This window comes from Mesorhizobium sp. M0590 (assembly GCF_040320905.1).
Classification (GTDB): Bacteria; Pseudomonadota; Alphaproteobacteria; order Rhizobiales; family Rhizobiaceae; genus Mesorhizobium.
In genome coordinates, this window is the sequence record NZ_JAMYQN010000024.1 from 25,374 (window position 1) to 44,560 (window position 19,187).

The following is a 19,187-nucleotide window of genomic DNA, read 5'->3' on the forward strand; positions in this document are numbered from 1 at the left end:
TTACCGGACTCTATGTTCCCTTCACGATTCTCGGTTTAGTCGGTCGGCGGGATTGAGCCGCGCTCTCGAGGGCCAAGGCCAACCGCTTCTCGTCTTCGATGGCGCGATCGACTGCCTCAATTTCCTCTTGGAGCACCTTCAGCTCAGCTCCGTAGCTGGAGCCGTCGCTGTCCCCGATCTGAAAGCCACTTGCCCGCATTGCGTCGCGAGTATGGTGCACGTTACGGACTCCTTCGCGCCGCGTCGCGACCAAGATTTCCCTAAACTCTCCAAGACGTTCAACGTGATTGCGAGCCATTGCGTTCTCCTATTTCGTCTTCATCGTCGCCGACGGCGATTCAGAACGGCTAAAACCTACGGAGATACTCTCGACAAAGCATGAGTGCGGAAGCTCAAATTTGAATGTCTTGCAATAGCGTGAAGCGCGGCAGGCAGAAATTGGCTTCGACCCGATCGATCTCAGACCAAATGCCAGACACTTTCGGCCAAGCGCGTCTGCGGCTCCCCCAACGGGGGGCCATCCGCTCATGTAATCAGTAAAAAGTCGAGTCCGAGAATGGCCCGGGCCATGGACGTCCCGCCATTCTGGAAAGCGCGTTGAGTAATGCTCCTCGACAAACAATCATGCTGGCACACTGGCGTCGAAGGTCCGAGGCGAGGCCGGCTAATTCGTGCCGTGTTCGCTGGAGGTATCACTCCTCTCTGAATCCTGCAGTGAGGCGTGGCGAAATCCGAACTCGCCCCGTAGATGCTTGATGTGGGCTTTCACCCCGGCCTGACCCATGGTCGCCGGCCGCTTTATGCCCTTCGGCGGTGGCCCGGCGTGCTCTTGGACACGCTTCCACAGCCGTTCGCGCATCTCCTGGTTCAAGGTGATGAAGGCCGAACCGGCATATTTTCCGGTACCGGGCCTCGCCAGCAAGGCGAATGCCGCCTTGCCCGGCTCGCGCTCGACGCCCAATAGTTCGTATTCCTGGACTGTGAAGCTCTTCGTCTTCAGCCAATTCGTCGTCGGGCCGCTTCGATACGGGCTGTCGGCGCGCTTCGAGACGATGCCCTCAAGGCCCGCTTGGTCGGCAAGATAGGCGGCGGTAAGTGCAATGAGGCTCGCAATCCAAACACCGCGCATCACACGCTCGGGCGGCCTGCGCATTGTAAACACTGAGAACGCGTTGGCTTAAGCGCAAATCCTAGGGAACATGCTAGAATGTGCGGCTTCGCTCAACTTGAGCAAATGTCCCCAACGACATCTAGGACGCGCTGATTTCCGCTTCTTGAAAGCTTGTTATCATGATAATTTTCAGTCTCCTCGCTTAAGAATATATAGACATGTCAGTCAAACCGGCGGGGGATGGGGAGGATAGGATGAAACTGTTATCGCTTGTTGTCGCAGCTACGTTTTCACTTGCTATGTCCGCTTGGGCCGAGGATCTACCAAGTAGCGCGAAGAAAGCATCGATGGAAGAATTTAAGACTTTTGCTAATGGGAAAAAGGTAAATGTAATTATATACGACGCTGGAGCTGCCATAACTGCCACTCTTGTCTGGAACTGGAAGAAAAAACAGATCATTGGCGAAGCTTTGGTGAACAACAAAACTAAGATAAAGGTCAAAGTTCCCTTGACTTTCGACGGTGACAAGGCCTGTTCACAAGACCAAGGTAAACCAGTTTGTCATCTTATCTACATTGACAACGACAAATTTTACGAGGTGCGCGACGACGGCAAAGTCCACGCGACTTCGACGTTGGTTCAATGAGACGGACCACGTCCGAATGGTTTGGTCGGCGTTTGCACGGACCCGCAAATGCCGGCCCTATTCAGTACGCTTGTCAAGTCTTACGACACCTGCACACTCGCCTCCGACTCGAGAAAACTCACCGCTGCCTTTCGCACCTTGAAGCCTGCCGATGATATGGTTTTGCCTTGGCGCACCATCGTCATCGACGAAACTTAAATAGATGTCGAATGCCCCGTCGGCGGTGATTGTTCCGGCCAAAGGCACCATCGCGGAAATTTCCGTTCCATCGATAAAGATTGTCGTTGACTGTTCAGTGTAATCGCAGGCGGAATTACCTGCGCGCCGCGTCAGTGCCCACGCGCCATCAAAAGCCTTTACCTTGACCGGAGCGCAGACACGTTCTGGGATATTCTTGATTGCGCGCAACACCTCTTTCGTCGGCTCCAGGCTGGCAAGCTTCAATCCCCGCTGCTCGGCAAAGGCTTGAAGAGCTTTCCGACTTCCCGGTCCCCATTTGCCGTCTGCCTGTCCGACAAGGCAGCCGACTCGCGTTAGCTCTGTTTGCGTTGCCTTTGTCAACGCGCGCGGATCAGCCAAAGCTTGCGTCACATCTAAATCAGGATGAGCTTCTGCAACCTCCACGCCCTCGATGGAAATCGAGGGGGCTTTGCCACGATCTGTTGCTGCCTGTTCGATCTCGTCGATCTTCAAGCTGGCTAACGCCGCAAAGGCGCCGCTTGGATACTGTCTGAGATAGGCCTCAAAGAAGCGCTTGTCCGTTTTTTCCTTGATGGTCTCCCAATAGGCGACTTCTACGTCCCCTCCTTTCGCACCCGCCGTGACAGCGGTGTTTCCGGACAACGGTTGCAAAATGACGTCGCCCGTCAGCGAGGAGTTGTCCCATGGCACTTGCTTGCCGTCGGTTGCTTCAAGCACATCCCTACGGACGTTGATGAGGTCGCGGGAGATGTCCTGGCCAGGCGTACCAAGATTCTTCAGCAGCGCAGATGTGAACGGCGAGTTCCTTCCCTCGCCGTCCAGCGCAACGTTCCCGGGCTGCGTTGCAAAGGCTATGAGCGATCCAACGCCCGTGCCTAGCTTTGCCAAGCCCCGACCGACCGACCCTGATCGCGTACCCATCGAGCGCCCAAGGTTCTGTGAGAACGGACTGTCCCGGCAAGCATCCAAAAATACCAGGTTGACCTTCGTGGTTCGCTCCATGGCCGACAAGACGAGGTCCATGGGCACGGCTTCGAAGTCGAGGTCGTTATATGTGGATAGCCGCGCATCAACGGGAGCCATGTAGTTGGTGCCGTTCACCTGGACGCCATGGCCGGCATAGAAGAGAAGCGCCATGTCGGCACCATCCAGCTTGCCGATGAAATCTCGAACCGTGCCGCGCATCCCGCTCAGATCGAGGTCCTCGCCTGCAACCACCTCAAAGCCCAACGCCTGCAGTTTTGCGGTCATATCCACCGCATCATTTTTTGGATTGGAAAGTGGAACCGCGTATCTATAGGCAGAATTACCGATGACCAGCGCGACGCGCCGTTCTGCCCACGCTTGGGCGCTCAGCGAAACTAGAAGAAGCGCAATGGCGAAGCGAAGCGCCATCATGGCTGTATATCCTTAGTCTCAGCTCATGCAGCGGATTCACCAGTCGATGGACAGGATAAAACCGGAGCAGTCTTGCGAGACTGAGCCCGGTGCTTCGCAGTGTCAAGTCCAGCGGATCTAGCGAAGGGCCCACCGCTAGCCCACAGTTCGTCAGCGGTCTATGCTGTGTAGATTCACGCCGATAGACACCGAAACGAATTGCACGCAGCTTGGCCGTCTTCACGCCGATCGGAATGGTTCAAAAAGGGCGCCTTCTCGCGTCGCTCGGATTCTTTTTCATTCTGGGCGCCTGCATTGCCACATTCTCTCCCTCAGGCGAGAAACTGCTGCGCGACGTCTTGATGACGACCATCTCGCCCTTCGTCGCGCCCCCGACAGACATCGTGATCGTAACGATCACAGAGCAGACATTGGAAAGGTTTCCCTATAGATCGCCGCTGGATAGGGGTGCCTTGGCCGACCTTGTGCAGAGAATCGATAAGGCTCATCCGAGAACAATAGGCATTGACTTGCTTTTCGATCAGCCAACCGAGGCAGAAAAGGATCGGCGCCTAGCTGAGGTTATCGAGGCGGCCGAAAGTCCGGTAATTGTCGCATCTGCATCACACGACGACGACCTTACCGACAAGCAACTGTCGTATCTTAGTCGCTTCGCGCCAAGCGCCATCCGCGGACTGGCCGCCCTGTCTCATGATAGGGTCGACGCGGTTGTGCGGGAAGAATTTCCAGGGCGCGTGGTGAATGGCAACTGGCAACCTAGCTTTGCATCAGCGCTCGCGCAGACCGCCGGCATATCGGCATCGCAAGCTGCGGAGAAGATGGTCTACTATCGGGCTACAGGCATTCATCCGGCACGATGGACAATATATCCGGCACACGCCGCCGCTTTCGCGCCCCCGGCCTGGTTCGCCGGGAAGTTCGTTTTGATCGGCGTCGACCTCCCGCTGCAGGATCGTCATGCAACCCCCTTTGCCGTGCTGAACGGCTCTGTTGCCGGAGCGCTGCCGGGTGTCGTTATTCATGCCAATGCGCTGGCGAGATTGATCAAGGGCGACAAAATCATTACGCCAGGGGCGGTGGCGGCGTTTGGGCCCTTCGTTCTCGCGACGGCGCTCTGCATCTGGGTCGCTTGGCTCCGCATATCAGTGCTGGTGAAACCTATGGTCATCATCGGCGCAGTCGTTTCGGTTTTGATCTTAGAAGCAACCGCGTTTGCCAAGGCCGGGATTCTGTTACCAATGGTCGCGCCGTCGATGCTGCTGCTAGGGCTCTCCGGATTCGTCGCAATTCTGGCATGGCACCGGGACTCGAAAGAAAGGCGTTTCGTCCAGAACGCGTTCTCTCAGTATCTCAGCCCGGCAGTCGTGGCAGAGCTAGTCAGCAAGCCGGCGTCACTGCGCCTCGGCGGATCCGAACGCTTGATAACGTGCGTGTTCACCGACCTTGAGGGGTTCACCAGTTTGGGCGAACGGACGGAACCAGAGGTATTTGCTGCGGTTCTGAATGAATACCTCGATGCGGTTTGTGGTCTCTTCATTGAACATGGAGCCACGATAGACAAACTGATAGGCGATGCAGTCATTGGTTTTTTTGGTGCACCGGGTGTGCAGGAGGACCAAGCCGAAAGGGCCCTAAAACTAACGCTCGCTACCGTCGCGATGTCTCGAAGATTTCGGACAGATGTAAAGTCTAGAGGCCACGACGTTGGCGTCACTCGTATCGGCGTCCATCGAGGACCTGCAGTTGTCGGAAATTTTGGGGGCAATCGATTCTTCAACTACACGGCCATGGGCGATACGGTGAACACCGCTGCCAGGCTCGAAGGCGCGAACAAGTTTCTAGGTACCATGAACTGCATCAGCGAGGAGGTGGCGAACTCTTCCGATGACTACCTGCTTCGGCCATCCGGTGTGTTGTGTCTGAAAGGCAAGACTGAGTGGATCTCAGCCTTCGAGTTGCTGGAGGACGGGCGTATGAATCGCGAGATGGTGGAGGCTTACTCGCAAGCTTATTTGCTGATGTCCGCGCGTGACAAGACTGCCGCTGCTGCCTTTGCATCGCTGGCCATTCAATATCCCAACGATGGCCTCGTTGCTTATCACCTTGGAAGACTGAAGCAGGGTGAGGCTGGCGATAGGATCTATCTTGAAGGCAAGTAAAACAAGCGTATGGTTGAACGTGCGTCATGTATCGGCAACCCAAAATCATTTTCCTACTGGCTGCGGCCATCGCAGCAGTTGGTTCTTGCTCGAGCGCTCTTGCGGCCAGCGAGTATGTCGTTGTCGCTGTCGATCCTCCCGCGGACAGGCCTCAGCTCGGCAAACTGTTCAGACTGGGCGACCTCGTGCATATCGAGGGTGGATCGACTGTCACTTTGATGGGTGACGATGGCTCGGTCACTGCGTTGCCGGGACCTGCGGATGTTGTGGTGACTGACGACGCATCGGGTTCTGGATCAACCTCTAACGGGGCGGCGGGCGCTTCTTCGAGTTTGACTGCGATTTCGGATCTATTGGGGAATGCCGCTGGTCAGCTCCAAACCATAGGTGGGTCTCGTGGCGTTTCCGACACGACGGCCGCCACCTTGGAACCTTGGATGGTGCCGGTCGAAAATCGTCTGACAGGCTGCGTTTATGACCTCAAACTGGAGCTTTGGCGCCCACCGGGGCACAGGGCGGATGTTTCGGTTGCCTATAATGAAGAGTCGCTGGCGACAAGCTTGGTCTGGGACAAGGACACCCCAATTTTGGCAATTCCCGGAAACGTGCCACCGGATCTTCGATCCGTTGAGTTGGTGATCGACGATGAGTCGGTTCGAATGCCTATCGTGCATTTGCCCACCGGCCTCAGCCCGTCGGATCATGTGGGACTGTATGCCTGGATGATAGAAAGCGGTTGTCTTCTTCAGGCATCCGCACTGATCCGGAACTTGGCTAACCGATAGACCACCAGGGGTGGTCACTTCACGGCGCACTGGAAGCGGTAGAGGCGCGCCTTCGCGTCAACCACCGCCATATCGAGGCAACTTCTCGATGGCGCGCTAAGGAAAGCGATCGCCTTGTGCCCAGCGGGTACGCCGACTGAAAGTTTGCGGCGCACGAATTTAACGCTTTCGTTGACGTAGACTTGGACGGTTGCCGAATAGCGGCTGAAGTAGATACCCAGGTGGCAAAACGTCGTGCTCTGTTGCGAGGCTATGCTGGATCAGGTGGTCCGTCCAGAAGAGTTCTTCCTGCAGAACCGGCGATCTCGAGATGCCACCGACCCTCCGCATGCCCCCTCGGAACGCTGGAAGAGGGATGGTGCGTCGCACAAAAATATTGCAATGCACTATAAATGCCGTAACGTCAGTTTCGTAAATGAACGAGACGGCTTTTGTGAAAGGCCGTCCACCGGAAAGGATGGAAACTATGGCCAAGACCGCTGACACCGTTGAAAATACCTCATTCCCCACCTTCGACGCGTCGAAGGCTGCCGACCAGGTCCGCGCTGTCGCCGAAAAGGGCGTCGAGCAGTCGAAAGAAGCCTATGCGAAATTTGCGTCAGGCACCGAGACGACCCAGAAGGCTCTGCAGTCGAGCTTCGAAACCGCCAAGACCGTCGGCAACGAGTTGTCGCTGAAGACAATTGCTGCTCTGCGCGCCAATGCCGAAGCCGGCTTCTCGCACCTCGAAGCCCTGGTTGCCGTGAAGTCGCCGTCCGAGTTCATCGAACTCCAGACTGCCTTCTTGCGCACGCAGCTCGAAAAGACCGTCGAGCAGGCCAAGGAATTTCAGGCCGTGACGACCAAGGCTGCCGAAGATGTATCGAGGCCGATCAAGGATGTCGTTGAAAAGGCGATGAAAGATCTCAAAGTCGCCTAATTGAGTCTAAGCGATCGGAAATAACCGCGAAACAACACCTTCTCCAGCCGGTCTTTTTCCTTTTGGCTGGATGCTCTTTGGTGCCTGCGTTGCCATGGCGGTGCGGGCATAGCTCTCTCGGCTGCGATCATCCGCACAATCTGACGGCGGCGAGCGACGAGCCCGGCCAGGGCCTCGGCTTCGGTGCCGCGCAACGGGCACTTGCCGCTTGCTCGACCCAACGAAGGCAGCGTTACAGCAGCATCGGTGGTGTCGGTCCTGGCCCGCTTGCCGAGCGCATTGGCGTAGGCTGTCACCTGCCCCGGATTGACCACGACAACCGCCAGGCTAGACTGGCACCCTGTCCAAAGCGGCAACCGCTAAGCGCGATATCCTGCCCCATTCTTGGCACGTCGAGCCTGCCAGCCGTGATCCGTGGACATTCGCCTGCGGCAAATTCAGCTGGGCCTTCGTTGCACGGATGGCGGTGCGATGCGGCCTTTCGTCTGTGAGTGGCTGCGCGGACGCCGTCAAACGGCAGAAACTTCAAATCCATCATGTTGGCTCATTGCCAAAGCACCGCTTCAAGACAACAATGACCTCGACGCCGGCGCGCCAGACGCGCACAAAAAAGAGCGTTGGAGGAAATGGAGGAGGAAGCCGCTGGCCAAGTCACGGGCGCGCTATGCATGCGGCCTTTCGGTGCTCACGACCGACGAATCTGACGCGGATGCGTTCGCCCGGGCGGTGGCAGCGGAAGCAGCGGCCATTGACGCCGGGTTTGCCCTCCTGTTTTTCTCGCAGAGCCTCATAGAGGCCGTCGCCCTGTCGGAAGCGCTGAAGACCCACGCGCCGGCGCTCCACTATGCCGGCTGCTCGACAGCCGGTGAGATAACGCCCAAGGGGCTGGAGGAAGGCCAGATCCTGGCTATGCTGCTTCCCTCCGTATCGTTTTCGGCAGCCAGCACCATGATCGAAAATCTGTCCTCATCAGGCATGGACGGGATTACCGGCGAAGTCGAGGCGCTGAGGCGTTCGTTACACGAGCGCCTCGGGCACGAGCGAGCCGACACCACTTTCGCGCTCTGCTTGATCGATGGCCTGTCTTATGCCGAAGAAGCGGTGACCTCCGCCATCCATTGGGGGCTCGACGACATCCCACTGATCGGCGGGTCGGCTGGCGATGATTTGAAATTCGAGACAACGCGGCTGATCTCGAACGGCAAAGTGACCTCCGACAGCGCCATCATCGTGCTGATCACCACGGAAATTCCTTTCCACGTGTTCAAAACCGACAATTTCGTTCCCACCGACGAGAAGCTGGTGGTGACGGCATCCGATCCCGACCACCGCATCGTGCGCGAATTCAACGCCACCATTGCCGCCGAGGAATATGCCGCCTCGGTCGGCGTCGTCGCGCAGATGCTGACGCCACTGAGTTTTGCCTCACACCCGGTGGTGGTGAAAGTCGGCGGCGAATTTTACTGCCGTTCAATCCAGAAGATGCACGCGGACGGCTCGCTGTCGTTCTTCTGCGCCATCGACGATGGTGTCGTGCTTGCCGTCGCCCAGCCTAAGGACATGGTCGAGGCGACCCGCGCCGCGCTCAGCGACGTCAGCGAAAGGCTTGGCGGCATTGACCTGATCCTCGGTTTCGACTGCGTGCTGCGCCGGCTCGACGCGCGCAATCGGCAGGTCTATCGCGAGATTTCGGAACTCTACAAGGTCAACAACGTCCTCGGCTTCGGCACCTATGGCGAACAGTACCGTTCGATGCATCTGAACCAGACCTTCACCGGCATCGCCTTCGGCGAACGCAAGGCGGCCGAAGCGGCGGAGTAGGAAATCCGGGATGCCGCTCAGGAACATCGACGACCTGGAAAGGCTGAAGAAGATCAACGCCGCGCTGATCAGCCGCGTCGAGCGTTCCATGGACCAGCAAGGCAATGCCTTTTCGCTGTTCCAGACCGCCATTTCGCTTGAAAGCCGGGTGCGCAGCCGCACCGAAGAGCTGCATTCGACCTTGCGCCGGCTGGAGCAGTCGAACATCGACTTGAACGCAGCCAAGGAAAACGCCGAGCTGGCGAACCTGTCCAAGACCAGGTTCCTGGCGGCCGCCAGCCATGACGTGCTGCAGCCGCTGAACGCCGCGCATCTGTCGGTCTCGGCGCTTGCCGAAGTACAGACCAGCGAGGAAGGCAGAAAGCTGGTCCGCCAGGTCGAGCGATCGCTGGAGACGATGGAGGACCTGCTCCGCACCTTGCTCGACATTTCCAAGCTCGATGCCGGCGTCGTGCAGCCCGACATCACCGATGTCAGCCTGGAGACGCTGTTTTCGTCTCTGCGCTCGGATTTTCAGCCGGTCGCGGAGATGAAGGGGCTGACGCTGAAGTTCCGGCCGGTCGATGCGCTCGTTCGTTCGGACCGAACCTTGCTGCGCCGCATCCTGCAGAACATCCTGTCCAATGCACTGCGCTATACCCGCTCGGGCGGCGTGTTGGTCGGCACCAGGCATCGCGGCGACACCATCCGCATCGACGTCGCCGATACCGGCTGCGGCATCCCCGACGACCAGCGCGAGGCGGTGTTCGAGGAATTCCATCGCGGCGTGATCCCGACCGATGCCGGGCTTGCCGCCGGCGGGCTGGGGTTGGGGCTGGCCATCGTGCGCCGCATCGCCGCGGCCCTCGGCCATCCCGTCACGTTTTCGTCGAAGGTCGGACATGGCACGATTTTCCATATCGACGTTCCGGTCGGGATCGGCGACACGGCCGATCCAATCGCCAGCACCGTCGACATGGAACGGCCGCGCGGCTACGGTCTGTTCGGCACAAGGGTGCTGCTGGTCGAGAACGACATCGACGTGCTGCAGGCGATGACCTCCCTGCTCGAGCGCTGGCAATGCCTGGTGCGCCCCGCCACCTCGACCGGTGACGCGCTCGACATGCTTGGCGATACCGACTGGTTGCCAGATATTGTCATAGCCGACCAGCATCTCGACGGCGGCGACCTCGGCACCACCACAATCGCCGAGGTCCGTGATTATCTCGGTCGCGCCGTGCCGGCGCTCATCGTCACCGCCGACGGTTCGGAGACAGTCGCCAACGCCGCCCGCGCCGCCGGCATCGAGCTGATGCGCAAGCCGCTGAAACCAGCGCAATTGAGGGCGTTGCTGGCACATCTGCTGGCTTGAACTGGTCGTATCTTCCCAGCATACGGGTCACCGTATTCCAGCCATTACTTGTGCCTAGGCGGTAATTCATATGAAGCAGATTCACTTCTTCGCGCTAAAGGACGATCTTCTTCCCGTATTGGAGGCAGTAGAACGTGAAATTTCGATAAAATACATCCTCATGGGTCATTTTCCCAAGATGGAATTCGACTCTTTTTAGCAATAGAATGCAAATTCCAACTCTTGGGCAATCAACCACTGAATCGGCTTCTAGCGGTCGATCATTTCTTGTCACTGGCCACGCTGTGCCCATTGAGGTGAGGCCGATAAAAACACCTTCCGGCATCCGGTATTCGCTAGATCAGCTTAGCAATCCGGACACAGTAACTTTTTCCCCTGGTGGGCGATGGGCTGAAGATGTTGTGATAAATGGCCGCGTGGCTACGGTCTCCGACACGCCGCTCGCTCAGGAGCTAATGAAGCTTTTAATAGAGCATTCAAAAAGCAATTTAGTAAAACTAAAGCATTCTACGTTGGACCGGGGGCCGCCATTTTACTAGACGCGGGAAAGCGGCTAACTGCTGCAGAGCAATCGCCGCGTGAATTTGATCTGACTAGAGAGGCGCGGGTTGCTTAGCTGGTGTCAGGAACGTGAGAGCCGTGGCTAGTCTAGTTCGATTGCGGTGACACGAGTGCGGTCGACTACAGTGACAGTGCGCTTTTTAGCGAGCGCTCTCAAAACCCCGCCGGATCGCGAAAAAGCTCGGCATTGTCGAGCTTCGAGACCTCGATCACCGCCTGTGTGCGGCTGTAGACGTTGAGCTTGCGCAGGATTTCGGAGACATGCGCCTTGACTGTGGTCTCGCCGACCTGCAGCTCATAGGCGATCTGCTTGTTGAGCAGGCCCTGGCGCAGCATCTGCAGCACTTTGAGCTGCTGCGGCGTCAGCGTAGCCAGGCGCTGCACCATCTCGGCGCGGTCGGTGCTGTCGGCGTCGCGCGGCCGGCCTTCATAAGTCTCGGGAACATAGATCGCGCCTTCCATCACCGAGCGAATGGCGGCCGCAAGGTCGCTCTTGCGCGCCGATTTCGGGATGAAGCCGGCCGCACCGTAGGACAGCGCCTCGGAAATGATCTTCGGTTCCTCATAGCCGGAGACGATGACCACCGGCAGGCGCGGATAACGCGTCCTGAGCTGCAGCAGCCCGTCAAACCCATGCACGTCGGGCATACTGAGATCGAGCAGCGCCAGGTCGAACGGCTTGGCATCCGTCAGAAGCTCGAGCGCCTCGGCAATCGAGCGCGCCTCCACCGTGTCGACCTCCGGATAGGCCATCTGCACGGCGCTGTGCAGCGCCTCGCGAAACAACGGATGGTCGTCAATGATCAGGAACCTGGCGCGATCGGTCATCAGCTTCATTTCGGTTTGGTCTGGCCTAGAATAATCCTGCAACCATGGTCAGCTTATTGGCAAATAGTACATTGCCATCTTGGCCGGCTAAAGCAGAATGTGCCCATGATTTCCGCGGCGCATGCGGGAGATGTGGCCGTTCTGAAATGCAATGCCTTGCCCGGTGGCCCAAATCGGCCGAATGTGCCGGCGACAGATCCATTGAAACAGAGACAGGTCGTGACCGACTTCCGGCTTCGCGTGACAGCCAGTGACCGCCGGCTTTCGCACTGTTGCCGGCCGCCACACGACGCTTCCCCGACGCCCGCCTTGTTCGCGGCCGCACCGATGGTATCGGCTGGCCTGGGGTCGCGCTGGTATACGGGCTGGTTTCCTGGACAAAACGCAGCAAGCTGATGGTGTTGCCGTTCAAGCCCCGCTAGGCGCTCGATGCCGTACTGGTAAGGAGCACCACCTTGCCGCCATCGCGCTTTGGGCGCGAATTTGCCCGCGATATCCAAGCTGTAGTCCACGATCTGGGCCGCGCCAAGCCAGAACCAACTGATCGCAGTCGCTGATCTTGAAGCTATACGATCCGGTTGGACCAATTTCAGCGTATTCCCGTTGAGCCCAACGCCCCCCGAGGCTGACAGCACGTCGGCAATGACTTACGAATCGTGTCCGTCTACGCGCTCGCCTGCGTTCGTTCCAACGCGTGGGACCGGGCGATTTCGTCCGGCCCCCAAGGATAGTGTCTGATCAGTCGTTAGGCCGGCAACGCGCCGGATCTCTTGGCCGTCCAGGTGGCGATATAGTCCATCAGTCCTGGATTGAGGCAATCATAAGGTTCGAGCCCGATCGACTTCAGCTGTGACCTTATGCCGTCCATGCGGCTCGGATCGACACCGGACTCGATGATCGAGGAGACAAAGGCGGTGAAGCCCGGCGGCGCCCAGCCGTCTTCCTGGAAGCGTTCGGGATGGATGAACGACAGCCCCTTGAAAGCGTGGTCGCGCTCGACCGGGCCGTGCATGTGGACGCCGCAGCCGGTGCAGGCATGGCGCAGGATCAGCGCGCCCGGATCGACGATCTTCAGCTTGTCGCCGTTTTCGGTCACCGTCACGTCGTTTGTACCGGCAACCGCCACGACCGAGAACAGCGCGCCTTCCGGCTTCCAGCATTTGGTGCAGCCGCAGGCATGGTTATGGGCGATCTGGCCCTTGACCTTCACCTTGACCGGGTTGCTGGTGCAGGCGCAGACCAGCGTGCCGCCGGCAAAGTCGGCCTTTTCCCGTGGCAGTCCATTGTCGATTTTAGGATGCAGTTTTTCCGGCATTTTTGTCTCCTCCCGTGTTGAACATCTGCATTTTTCGGCCGCTGGCTGGTTTGCCGGCGGCTTTCTCGTCCTCAGTAAACCACGACGCTCCTGATCGACTTGCCTTCATGCATCAGGTCAAAGCCCTTGTTGATGTCCTCGAGCTTCAGCGTGTGGGTGATCATCGGATCGATCTCGATCTTGCCGGCCATGTACCAGTCGACGATCTTCGGCACGTCGGTGCGGCCGCGCGCGCCGCCGAAGGCGGTGCCCATCCAGGTGCGGCCGGTGACCAGCTGGAACGGCCGCGTCGAGATCTCCTGGCCGGCGCCGGCAACGCCGATGATGACCGACTTGCCCCAGCCGCGATGCGACGATTCTAGCGCCTGCCGCATCACCTTGGTGTTGCCGGTGCAGTCGAACGTGTAGTCGGCGCCGCCGATCTGGTCGGCGCCGCGCTTGGTCATGTTGACGAGATGGGCCACGACATCGCCGTCGATCTCCTTCGGATTGACGAAATGCGTCATGCCGAATTTCTCGCCCCAGGCTCGTCTGTCGTTGTTCAGGTCGACGCCGATGATCATGTCGGCGCCGGCAAGGCGCAGGCCCTGGATGACGTTGAGGCCGATGCCGCCGAGGCCGAACACGACCGCCGTCGCGCCTTGCTCGACCTTGGCCGTGTTGATCACAGCACCGATGCCGGTGGTGACGCCGCAGCCGATGTAGCAGATCTTGTCGAACGGGGCGTCGGCATTGACCTTGGCCACCGCGATCTCGGGCAGCACGGTGAAGTTGGAGAAGGTCGAGCAGCCCATGTAGTGGAACAGCTTGTCCTTGCCGATCGAGAAGCGCGAGGTGCCGTCCGGCATCAAGCCCTGTCCCTGCGTGGCGCGGATGGCGGTGCACAGATTGGTCTTGCGCGACAGGCAGGACGGGCACTGCCGGCATTCCGGCGTATAGAGCGGGATGACATGGTCACCCTTCCTGACCGAGGAGACGCCCTTGCCGACGTCGACGACGATGCCGGCGCCCTCATGGCCGAGGATCGCCGGAAACAGGCCTTCCGGGTCGGCGCCCGACAGCGTGAACTCGTCGGTGTGGCAGATGCCGGTTGCCTTGATCTCGACCAGCACCTCGCCATCACGCGGACCTTCGAGGTCGACCTCCATGATCTCCAGCGGCTTTCCGGCGGCGACGGCGACAGCGGCGCGCGTTTTCATCAGGCAATCCTCCCATGACGACCCATAGAGTTTCTCATTTCGCCATTGCTGCGGATGAGACCGCAACACGCTCATTCATCGCCGTATCCTCGAAAAGGCATAGGACTAAAGCAGACACGTAAGTCCACTTGCACGGCTTTGATAAATCTTGTGGCGTCCGCTAAGCTCATTGTGGGCACCTTGAATTCGCGCTGGTCCGGGAACAATCGGACTTTAGTGCAAGAATGGGCAGTTTTATCGATGACGAGCGCGGTGCCAGGCACTCTCGCGGCCTTTTTGTGCTTTTTTTTCCAGACCGCCAACGTTACAGGCGTGATGGCCCAGGAAGTGACGGGCAAGCAACCGCTCGCAGCCGACAGGCCGGAAAGAAAGATAACCGAAATCAGAATAGGTTATTTGCGGGCCTACGCGCCGCAACTGGCGCTTTCCCTGCTGGACCTGCCGCCACGCGACGAAGGTGTCGCCGGCGCCAATGTGGCGATCGGCGATAACAACACGACAGGAAAGTTCCTCAGCCAGAAATTCAGCCTCGACATAGCCGAGGTCAAGCCGGACGCCGACACGGTTCAGGCGTTCAACGATCTGATTGCCAAAGGTGACCGCTATGTTGTCGCTGACCTCTCGGCCAGGCAATTGCTGTCGATCGCCGACATCGCCCGCGACAAGGGCGTTCTGGTCTTCAATGTCGGTGCCACAGACGACAGCCTGCGCGAGGAAGACTGCCGCATAAATATTTTCCATGTCGCGCCGACACGAAGCATGCTGGCCGACGCGCTGGCGCAGTATCTCGTGGTAAAGAAATGGCCGAATTGGGTGCTGCTCTACGGTTCGCATGAGCAGGATCATCTCTATGCGGACGCGTTGCGCCGCGCGGCGGCCCGCTTCGGCGGTCAGATCGTCGCCGAGAAGGAATTCAAAGACACCGGCACGGCGCGCCGCACCGACACCGGCGCCACGCAGATACAGCAGCAGATCTCCGTGTTCACGCAGGATCTGCCGGAGCATGACGTGGTGCTTGTCGCCGATGAGAGCGAGGTGTTCGGAACCTACGTGCCCTACCGCACCTGGACACCGCGGCTGGTCGCCGGCACGGCCGGTCTTGTCGCATCGTCCTGGCATCCCGCGAGCGAGCAATGGGGTGGCATTCAAATGCAAAGCCGTTTCCTGAGGACGACCGGCCGGCGAATGCTGTCCAAGGATATGTCGGCCTGGACGGCGGTGCGGGCGGTGGGCGAAGCCAGCACACGGACTAATGGCGACGATCCGAAGAAGATCAGCGACTACATCCGCTCGGACGATTTCTCGGTCGCCGCCTTCAAAGGACAGAAGCTGACCTTCCGCAAGTGGAACCATCAGCTTCGCCAGCCAATCCTGCTCGGCGACACCAAATCCGTGGTCTCGACATCGCCACAGGAGGGTTATCTTCACCAAATCTCCGAGCTCGATACGCTCGGCGTCGATCAGCCGGAAACGAAATGCGTCCTTAAGTAGAACCAATCGGGAGGAATTTTCGTGCAGAGACGAGCTTGCGCACTCGCCATTCTCGGCTTCATGGCCAATCCGGCGTGGGCTTACACCGTTTATGTCTCCAACGAGAAAGACAATACGATAACGGTCGTCGACACGGCGACGATGCAAGTGGTGAAGACCGTCGAAGTCGGCCAGAGGCCGCGCGGTATCACCATCTCGCATGACGGCAAGTTCATCTATTTGTGCGCCAGCGATGACGATACGATCGAAATCATCGATACCGCGACGCTGCAGATCGTTGGCACGCTGCCATCAGGCCCCGATCCCGAACTGTTTGTGCTTTCGCCCGACGGCAAGACGCTCTACGTCGCCAACGAGGACGACAATCTCGTCACCGCGATCAACATCGAGAGCAAGCAGGTCATGACCGAGATTCCCGTTGGGGTGGAGCCTGAAGGCATGGCCGTCAGTCCCGATGGCAAAACCATGGTCAACACCTCCGAAACCACCAGCATGGCGCATTTCATCGATACCGACAGCCATGAGGTGACCGACAACGTCCTGGTCGACACGCGTCCGCGCTTTGCGCAATTCAAGCCCGACGGATCACAGATCTGGGTCAGTGCCGAAATCGGCGGTACCGTCAGCGTCATCGACAGTCTCAAACGCGAGGTGGTGAAGAAGATCCAGTTCGCGATTGCGGGACTGCGGCCCGAAACCATCCAGCCGGTCGGCATCGCAATCAGCGCGGACGGCAAGAAAGCCTATGTCGCGCTCGGCCCAGCGAACCACGTCGCCGTCATCAACACCGAAACCTACGAGGTGGAAAAATACATCCTGGTCGGCCAGCGCGTCTGGCATCTCGACTTCACCCCCGATCAGAAGACGCTGATCACCACCAACGGCAATTCCAACGACATCACCTTCATCGACACGGCGACGGACGAGCCGGTTCAATCGGTTACGGTGGGCCAGCAGCCTTGGGGCGTGGCCATATCGCCCCACTAGACCGCAGCAATGATCAGAGAGGCCGACGTGATGACTATTTGCCGCGGGGATGTTGCAAGTGCACTAGATGACCAGCGCGCCCCGAAGGAGCCAGCGGCATGCAGCATGTGAGGACAAGCGGAGCTGGAGAGGAGGTGGCAGCGCTCGATGTTGCCGGCATCAGCCATTCCTATGGTCCGAAGCGAGCGCTCCAGGACGTCTCATTCTCGATCGCGCCGGGAACTTTCACCGTTCTGCTCGGCCTCAATGGGGCCGGCAAGACAACTTTGTTCTCACTGATCAGCCATCTTTACGGCACCCGCCGCGGATCGATCCGCATCTTCGGCCATGACGTCAGCCGCGCTTCGGGCGAAGCGCTCAGGCGTGTCGGCATCGTATTCCAGGCACGCACGCTCGACCTCGACCTCAGCGTCCACCAGAACCTCTCCTACCACACCTCGCTGCATGGCATTGGCGGACACCAAGCCCGGCAGCGCATTGCCGCGCTGCTCGATACAGTCAACATGCAGGGCCGTCAGCATGACAAGGCACGCAGTCTTTCCGGCGGCCAAATGCGGCGCATCGAGATCGCGCGGGCGCTGCTCCACCGCCCTTCCCTGCTGCTGCTCGACGAGGCGACGGTCGGTCTCGACATCCAGTCGCGTGCGGGCATTTTGGCCACCATCCGCAAACTCGTCGAAACCGAGGGCATCGGCGTGCTGTGGGCGACGCATCTGATCGATGAGGTCGAAGACGGCGACCATGTCGTCGTGCTGCGGCAGGGCGACCTGGTTGCCAAGGGTAAGGTGGCCGATGTCGTTGCGACGAGCGGTGCCAGTTCGATCCGCGACGCCTTTTCCAGGCTCAACCGCATCGAAACAAGCGGCATCGCGGAGATGTCGCCATGAGCGCTCCCGCAATGCCCGCAAAAGTCGCCGCCCTCACGCCGGTGAAGTTCGAACAGTTTGGGCTCCACCACTACCTCGTTTGCCTCAAAGGGATCGTCGTGCGGGAGTGCCTGCGCTTCCTGCATCAGCGCGAGCGCTTTATATCCTCGCTGGTTCGGCCGCTCGTCTGGCTGTTCATTTTTGCCGCCGGATTCCGGCAGGTGCTCGGCGTATCGATCATCCCGCCCTACAAGACCTACGTGCTCTACGAGGTCTACATCACGCCGGGCCTGTGCGGTATGATTCTGCTGTTTTCGGGCATGCAGTCTTCGCTGTCGATGGTCTATGATCGCGAAATGGGCAACATGCGCACCCTGCTGGTCAGCCCCTTCCCGCGTTGGTTTTTACTGATCTCGAAGATGCTCGCCGGTGTCGCCGTGTCGATCGCGCAGGTCTACGCGTTCCTGATCGTTGCCTGGTTCTGGGGCGTCAAGGCGCCGCCGCTTGGCTATCTCACCGTGCTGCCGGCGCTGTTCCTGTCAGGCATGATGCTGTGCGCGCTCGGCATGCTTCTGTCCTCAATGATCAAGCAGCTCGAAAACTTCGCTGGCATCATGAACTTCGTCATCTTTCCCGGCTATTTCGCTTCTCCGGCACTCTATCCCTTGTGGCGTATCCAGGAGGCTAGCCCCCTGCTCTACAAAATCTGCCTCGCCAATCCATTTACTTACGCCGTCGAACTGATCCGCTTCGCCTTCTACGGCCAGGTTGACTGGCTGTCGCTGGGCGTCGTTGCCGGCTGCACGCTGCTGTTCCTTGCCGCCGCCATCATCGCCTACGACCCTTCGCGCGGCCTGATGACCCGCAAACAGGACACGGGAGGAAATGCCTGATGGCGCGAATGATCCATGTTCGCGGTCTGGCTCTGGTCGCCATGCTCGCGCCGGGCGTCAACGCCATGGCGGCAAACACCGATCCGGACTGGCCCTGCATGCAGCGCAAGGTGCCGCAACTCTCGCTCGGCCAGATCTGGAGCGGACCGGATCTTCCTTCAGCCGCGAAGGACTGGTCGAAGGACCCCACCATCTCCGCCCTGATCGAGGAAGTGGCAGCTCGCCGGATGCCGATTGCGGAAGCTCAAAAGAAGATCAGGGATTTCGCGGCCTCCTTGCCGGCCGAGCAACGTGCACCCAAAATGGCGATGATGGTGCAAGGCATGTTCGACCACCTGGACGCCGAGCGCTCGCAGGTGATCTCCGGCATTTCCCGCTACGCCCACAAGCAGCTCGAAATGGCCGCCGCGTTGCGCAAGGAAGCGTCCGAGGTCGATGCATTGCGGACAAAGCCCGATGCGGATCCCGAAGAGATCGATCGGCGAACCGAACAGCTGAAATTCGCAACGCGAATTTTCAATGAACGCGTCCAATCACTGACCTACGTCTGTGAAGTGCCGACGATAATCGAGCAGCGGCTTTATCAATTGTCCAAGGCCGTCTCGGAAACGCTCGCCGCGAAGAAATAGAACCTCATTCGATCTTCGCGGCGGAT

At 59.1% G+C, this 19,187-nt stretch carries 18 protein-coding genes; 11 read left to right on the forward strand and 7 right to left on the reverse strand.

What is annotated here, in order from left to right:
• Window positions 1–10: 10 nt before the first annotated feature.
• Window positions 11–298 carry a hypothetical protein gene (locus NKI52_RS28235; protein WP_023679221.1) on the reverse strand — a complete coding sequence of 96 codons (288 nt, stop codon included), beginning with the start codon at window positions 296–298 and terminating at the stop codon, window positions 11–13.
• A 366-nt stretch (window positions 299–664) separates the two neighbouring features.
• On the reverse strand, window positions 665–1,129 hold the full coding sequence (locus tag NKI52_RS28240) for a hypothetical protein (RefSeq protein ID WP_352700407.1): 465 nt from the start codon (window positions 1,127–1,129) through the stop codon (window positions 665–667).
• A 236-nt stretch (window positions 1,130–1,365) separates the two neighbouring features.
• Here NKI52_RS28240 and NKI52_RS28245 point away from each other — a divergent pair, with 236 nt between their 5' ends.
• Complete coding sequence (locus tag NKI52_RS28245) at window positions 1,366–1,758, forward strand: hypothetical protein (protein WP_031212493.1); 393 nt, start codon at window positions 1,366–1,368, stop codon at window positions 1,756–1,758.
• Between the two features lie 57 nt (window positions 1,759–1,815).
• On the opposite strand, the gene NKI52_RS28250 is transcribed toward NKI52_RS28245, so the two are convergent.
• On the reverse strand, window positions 1,816–3,357 hold the full coding sequence (locus NKI52_RS28250) for a caspase family protein (protein ID WP_051406215.1): 1,542 nt from the start codon (window positions 3,355–3,357) through the stop codon (window positions 1,816–1,818).
• A gap of 209 nt (window positions 3,358–3,566) precedes the next feature.
• Between NKI52_RS28250 and NKI52_RS28255 the strand changes: the two genes are divergently transcribed.
• The 3 genes from NKI52_RS28255 to NKI52_RS28265 all read left to right on the forward strand — a co-directional run bounded on the left by NKI52_RS28255 (window position 3,567) and on the right by NKI52_RS28265 (window position 7,220).
• Window positions 3,567–5,516: an adenylate/guanylate cyclase domain-containing protein gene (locus NKI52_RS28255; protein WP_156937424.1), complete on the forward strand. Its 1,950-nt coding sequence runs from the start codon at window positions 3,567–3,569 to the stop codon at window positions 5,514–5,516.
• 26 nt (window positions 5,517–5,542) lie between these two features.
• Window positions 5,543–6,301: a hypothetical protein gene (locus NKI52_RS28260; protein ID WP_352646158.1), complete on the forward strand. Its 759-nt coding sequence runs from the start codon at window positions 5,543–5,545 to the stop codon at window positions 6,299–6,301.
• 457 nt (window positions 6,302–6,758) lie between these two features.
• Complete coding sequence (locus NKI52_RS28265; RefSeq protein ID WP_352616184.1) at window positions 6,759–7,220, forward strand: phasin; 462 nt, start codon at window positions 6,759–6,761, stop codon at window positions 7,218–7,220.
• Here the strand turns inward: NKI52_RS28265 and NKI52_RS28270 are convergent.
• A complete protein-coding gene (locus NKI52_RS28270; RefSeq protein ID WP_023679214.1) occupies window positions 7,217–7,534 on the reverse strand; it encodes a hypothetical protein in 318 nt (105 codons plus the stop codon). The two genes, NKI52_RS28265 and NKI52_RS28270, sit on opposite strands and share 4 nt — an antisense overlap.
• A gap of 367 nt (window positions 7,535–7,901) precedes the next feature.
• On the opposite strand from NKI52_RS28270, the gene NKI52_RS28275 reads away from it, so the two are divergent.
• Entirely contained in the window at window positions 7,902–9,041 is a 1,140-nt protein-coding gene (locus NKI52_RS28275; RefSeq protein ID WP_352646160.1) for an FIST N-terminal domain-containing protein, read from the forward strand.
• A 10-nt stretch (window positions 9,042–9,051) separates the two neighbouring features.
• The gene (locus tag NKI52_RS28280; protein ID WP_352646163.1) at window positions 9,052–10,392 is read left to right on the forward strand and encodes an ATP-binding response regulator; all 1,341 of its coding nucleotides are present in this window, start codon (window positions 9,052–9,054) and stop codon (window positions 10,390–10,392) included.
• 714 nt (window positions 10,393–11,106) lie between these two features.
• Here NKI52_RS28280 and NKI52_RS28285 read toward each other — a convergent pair.
• From NKI52_RS28285 to NKI52_RS28295, 3 genes are all read right to left on the reverse strand, one after another.
• Window positions 11,107–11,790 (reverse strand): response regulator, encoded by a 684-nt coding sequence (locus NKI52_RS28285; RefSeq protein WP_023679211.1) that lies wholly within the window; start codon window positions 11,788–11,790, stop codon window positions 11,107–11,109.
• 736 nt (window positions 11,791–12,526) lie between these two features.
• The gene (gene gfa / locus NKI52_RS28290) at window positions 12,527–13,096 is read right to left on the reverse strand and encodes an S-(hydroxymethyl)glutathione synthase (protein ID WP_352697755.1); all 570 of its coding nucleotides are present in this window, start codon (window positions 13,094–13,096) and stop codon (window positions 12,527–12,529) included.
• Between the two features lie 71 nt (window positions 13,097–13,167).
• The gene (locus NKI52_RS28295) at window positions 13,168–14,295 is read right to left on the reverse strand and encodes an S-(hydroxymethyl)glutathione dehydrogenase/class III alcohol dehydrogenase (protein WP_352700408.1); all 1,128 of its coding nucleotides are present in this window, start codon (window positions 14,293–14,295) and stop codon (window positions 13,168–13,170) included.
• A gap of 315 nt (window positions 14,296–14,610) precedes the next feature.
• Here NKI52_RS28295 and NKI52_RS28300 point away from each other — a divergent pair, with 315 nt between their 5' ends.
• The 5 genes from NKI52_RS28300 (at window position 14,611) to NKI52_RS28320 (ending at window position 19,161) form a co-directional block, all read left to right on the forward strand.
• Entirely contained in the window at window positions 14,611–15,786 is a 1,176-nt protein-coding gene (locus tag NKI52_RS28300; RefSeq protein WP_502894470.1) for an ABC transporter substrate-binding protein, read from the forward strand.
• Window positions 15,787–15,807: 21 nt separating this feature from the next.
• A complete protein-coding gene (locus tag NKI52_RS28305) occupies window positions 15,808–16,773 on the forward strand; it encodes a YVTN family beta-propeller repeat protein (protein ID WP_352700410.1) in 966 nt (321 codons plus the stop codon).
• Between the two features lie 98 nt (window positions 16,774–16,871).
• A complete protein-coding gene (locus NKI52_RS28310; RefSeq protein ID WP_352700411.1) occupies window positions 16,872–17,660 on the forward strand; it encodes a lanthanide ABC transporter ATP-binding protein PedB/LutE in 789 nt (262 codons plus the stop codon).
• Between the two features lie 11 nt (window positions 17,661–17,671).
• Window positions 17,672–18,532, forward strand: coding sequence for a lanthanide ABC transporter permease protein PedC (locus NKI52_RS28315; protein WP_352458846.1), 861 nt, complete (start codon window positions 17,672–17,674; stop codon window positions 18,530–18,532).
• On the forward strand, window positions 18,532–19,161 hold the full coding sequence (locus NKI52_RS28320; RefSeq protein WP_352700412.1) for a hypothetical protein: 630 nt from the start codon (window positions 18,532–18,534) through the stop codon (window positions 19,159–19,161). Before NKI52_RS28315 ends, NKI52_RS28320 begins: the two co-directional genes overlap by 1 nt.
• Window positions 19,162–19,187: the final 26 nt, after the last annotated feature.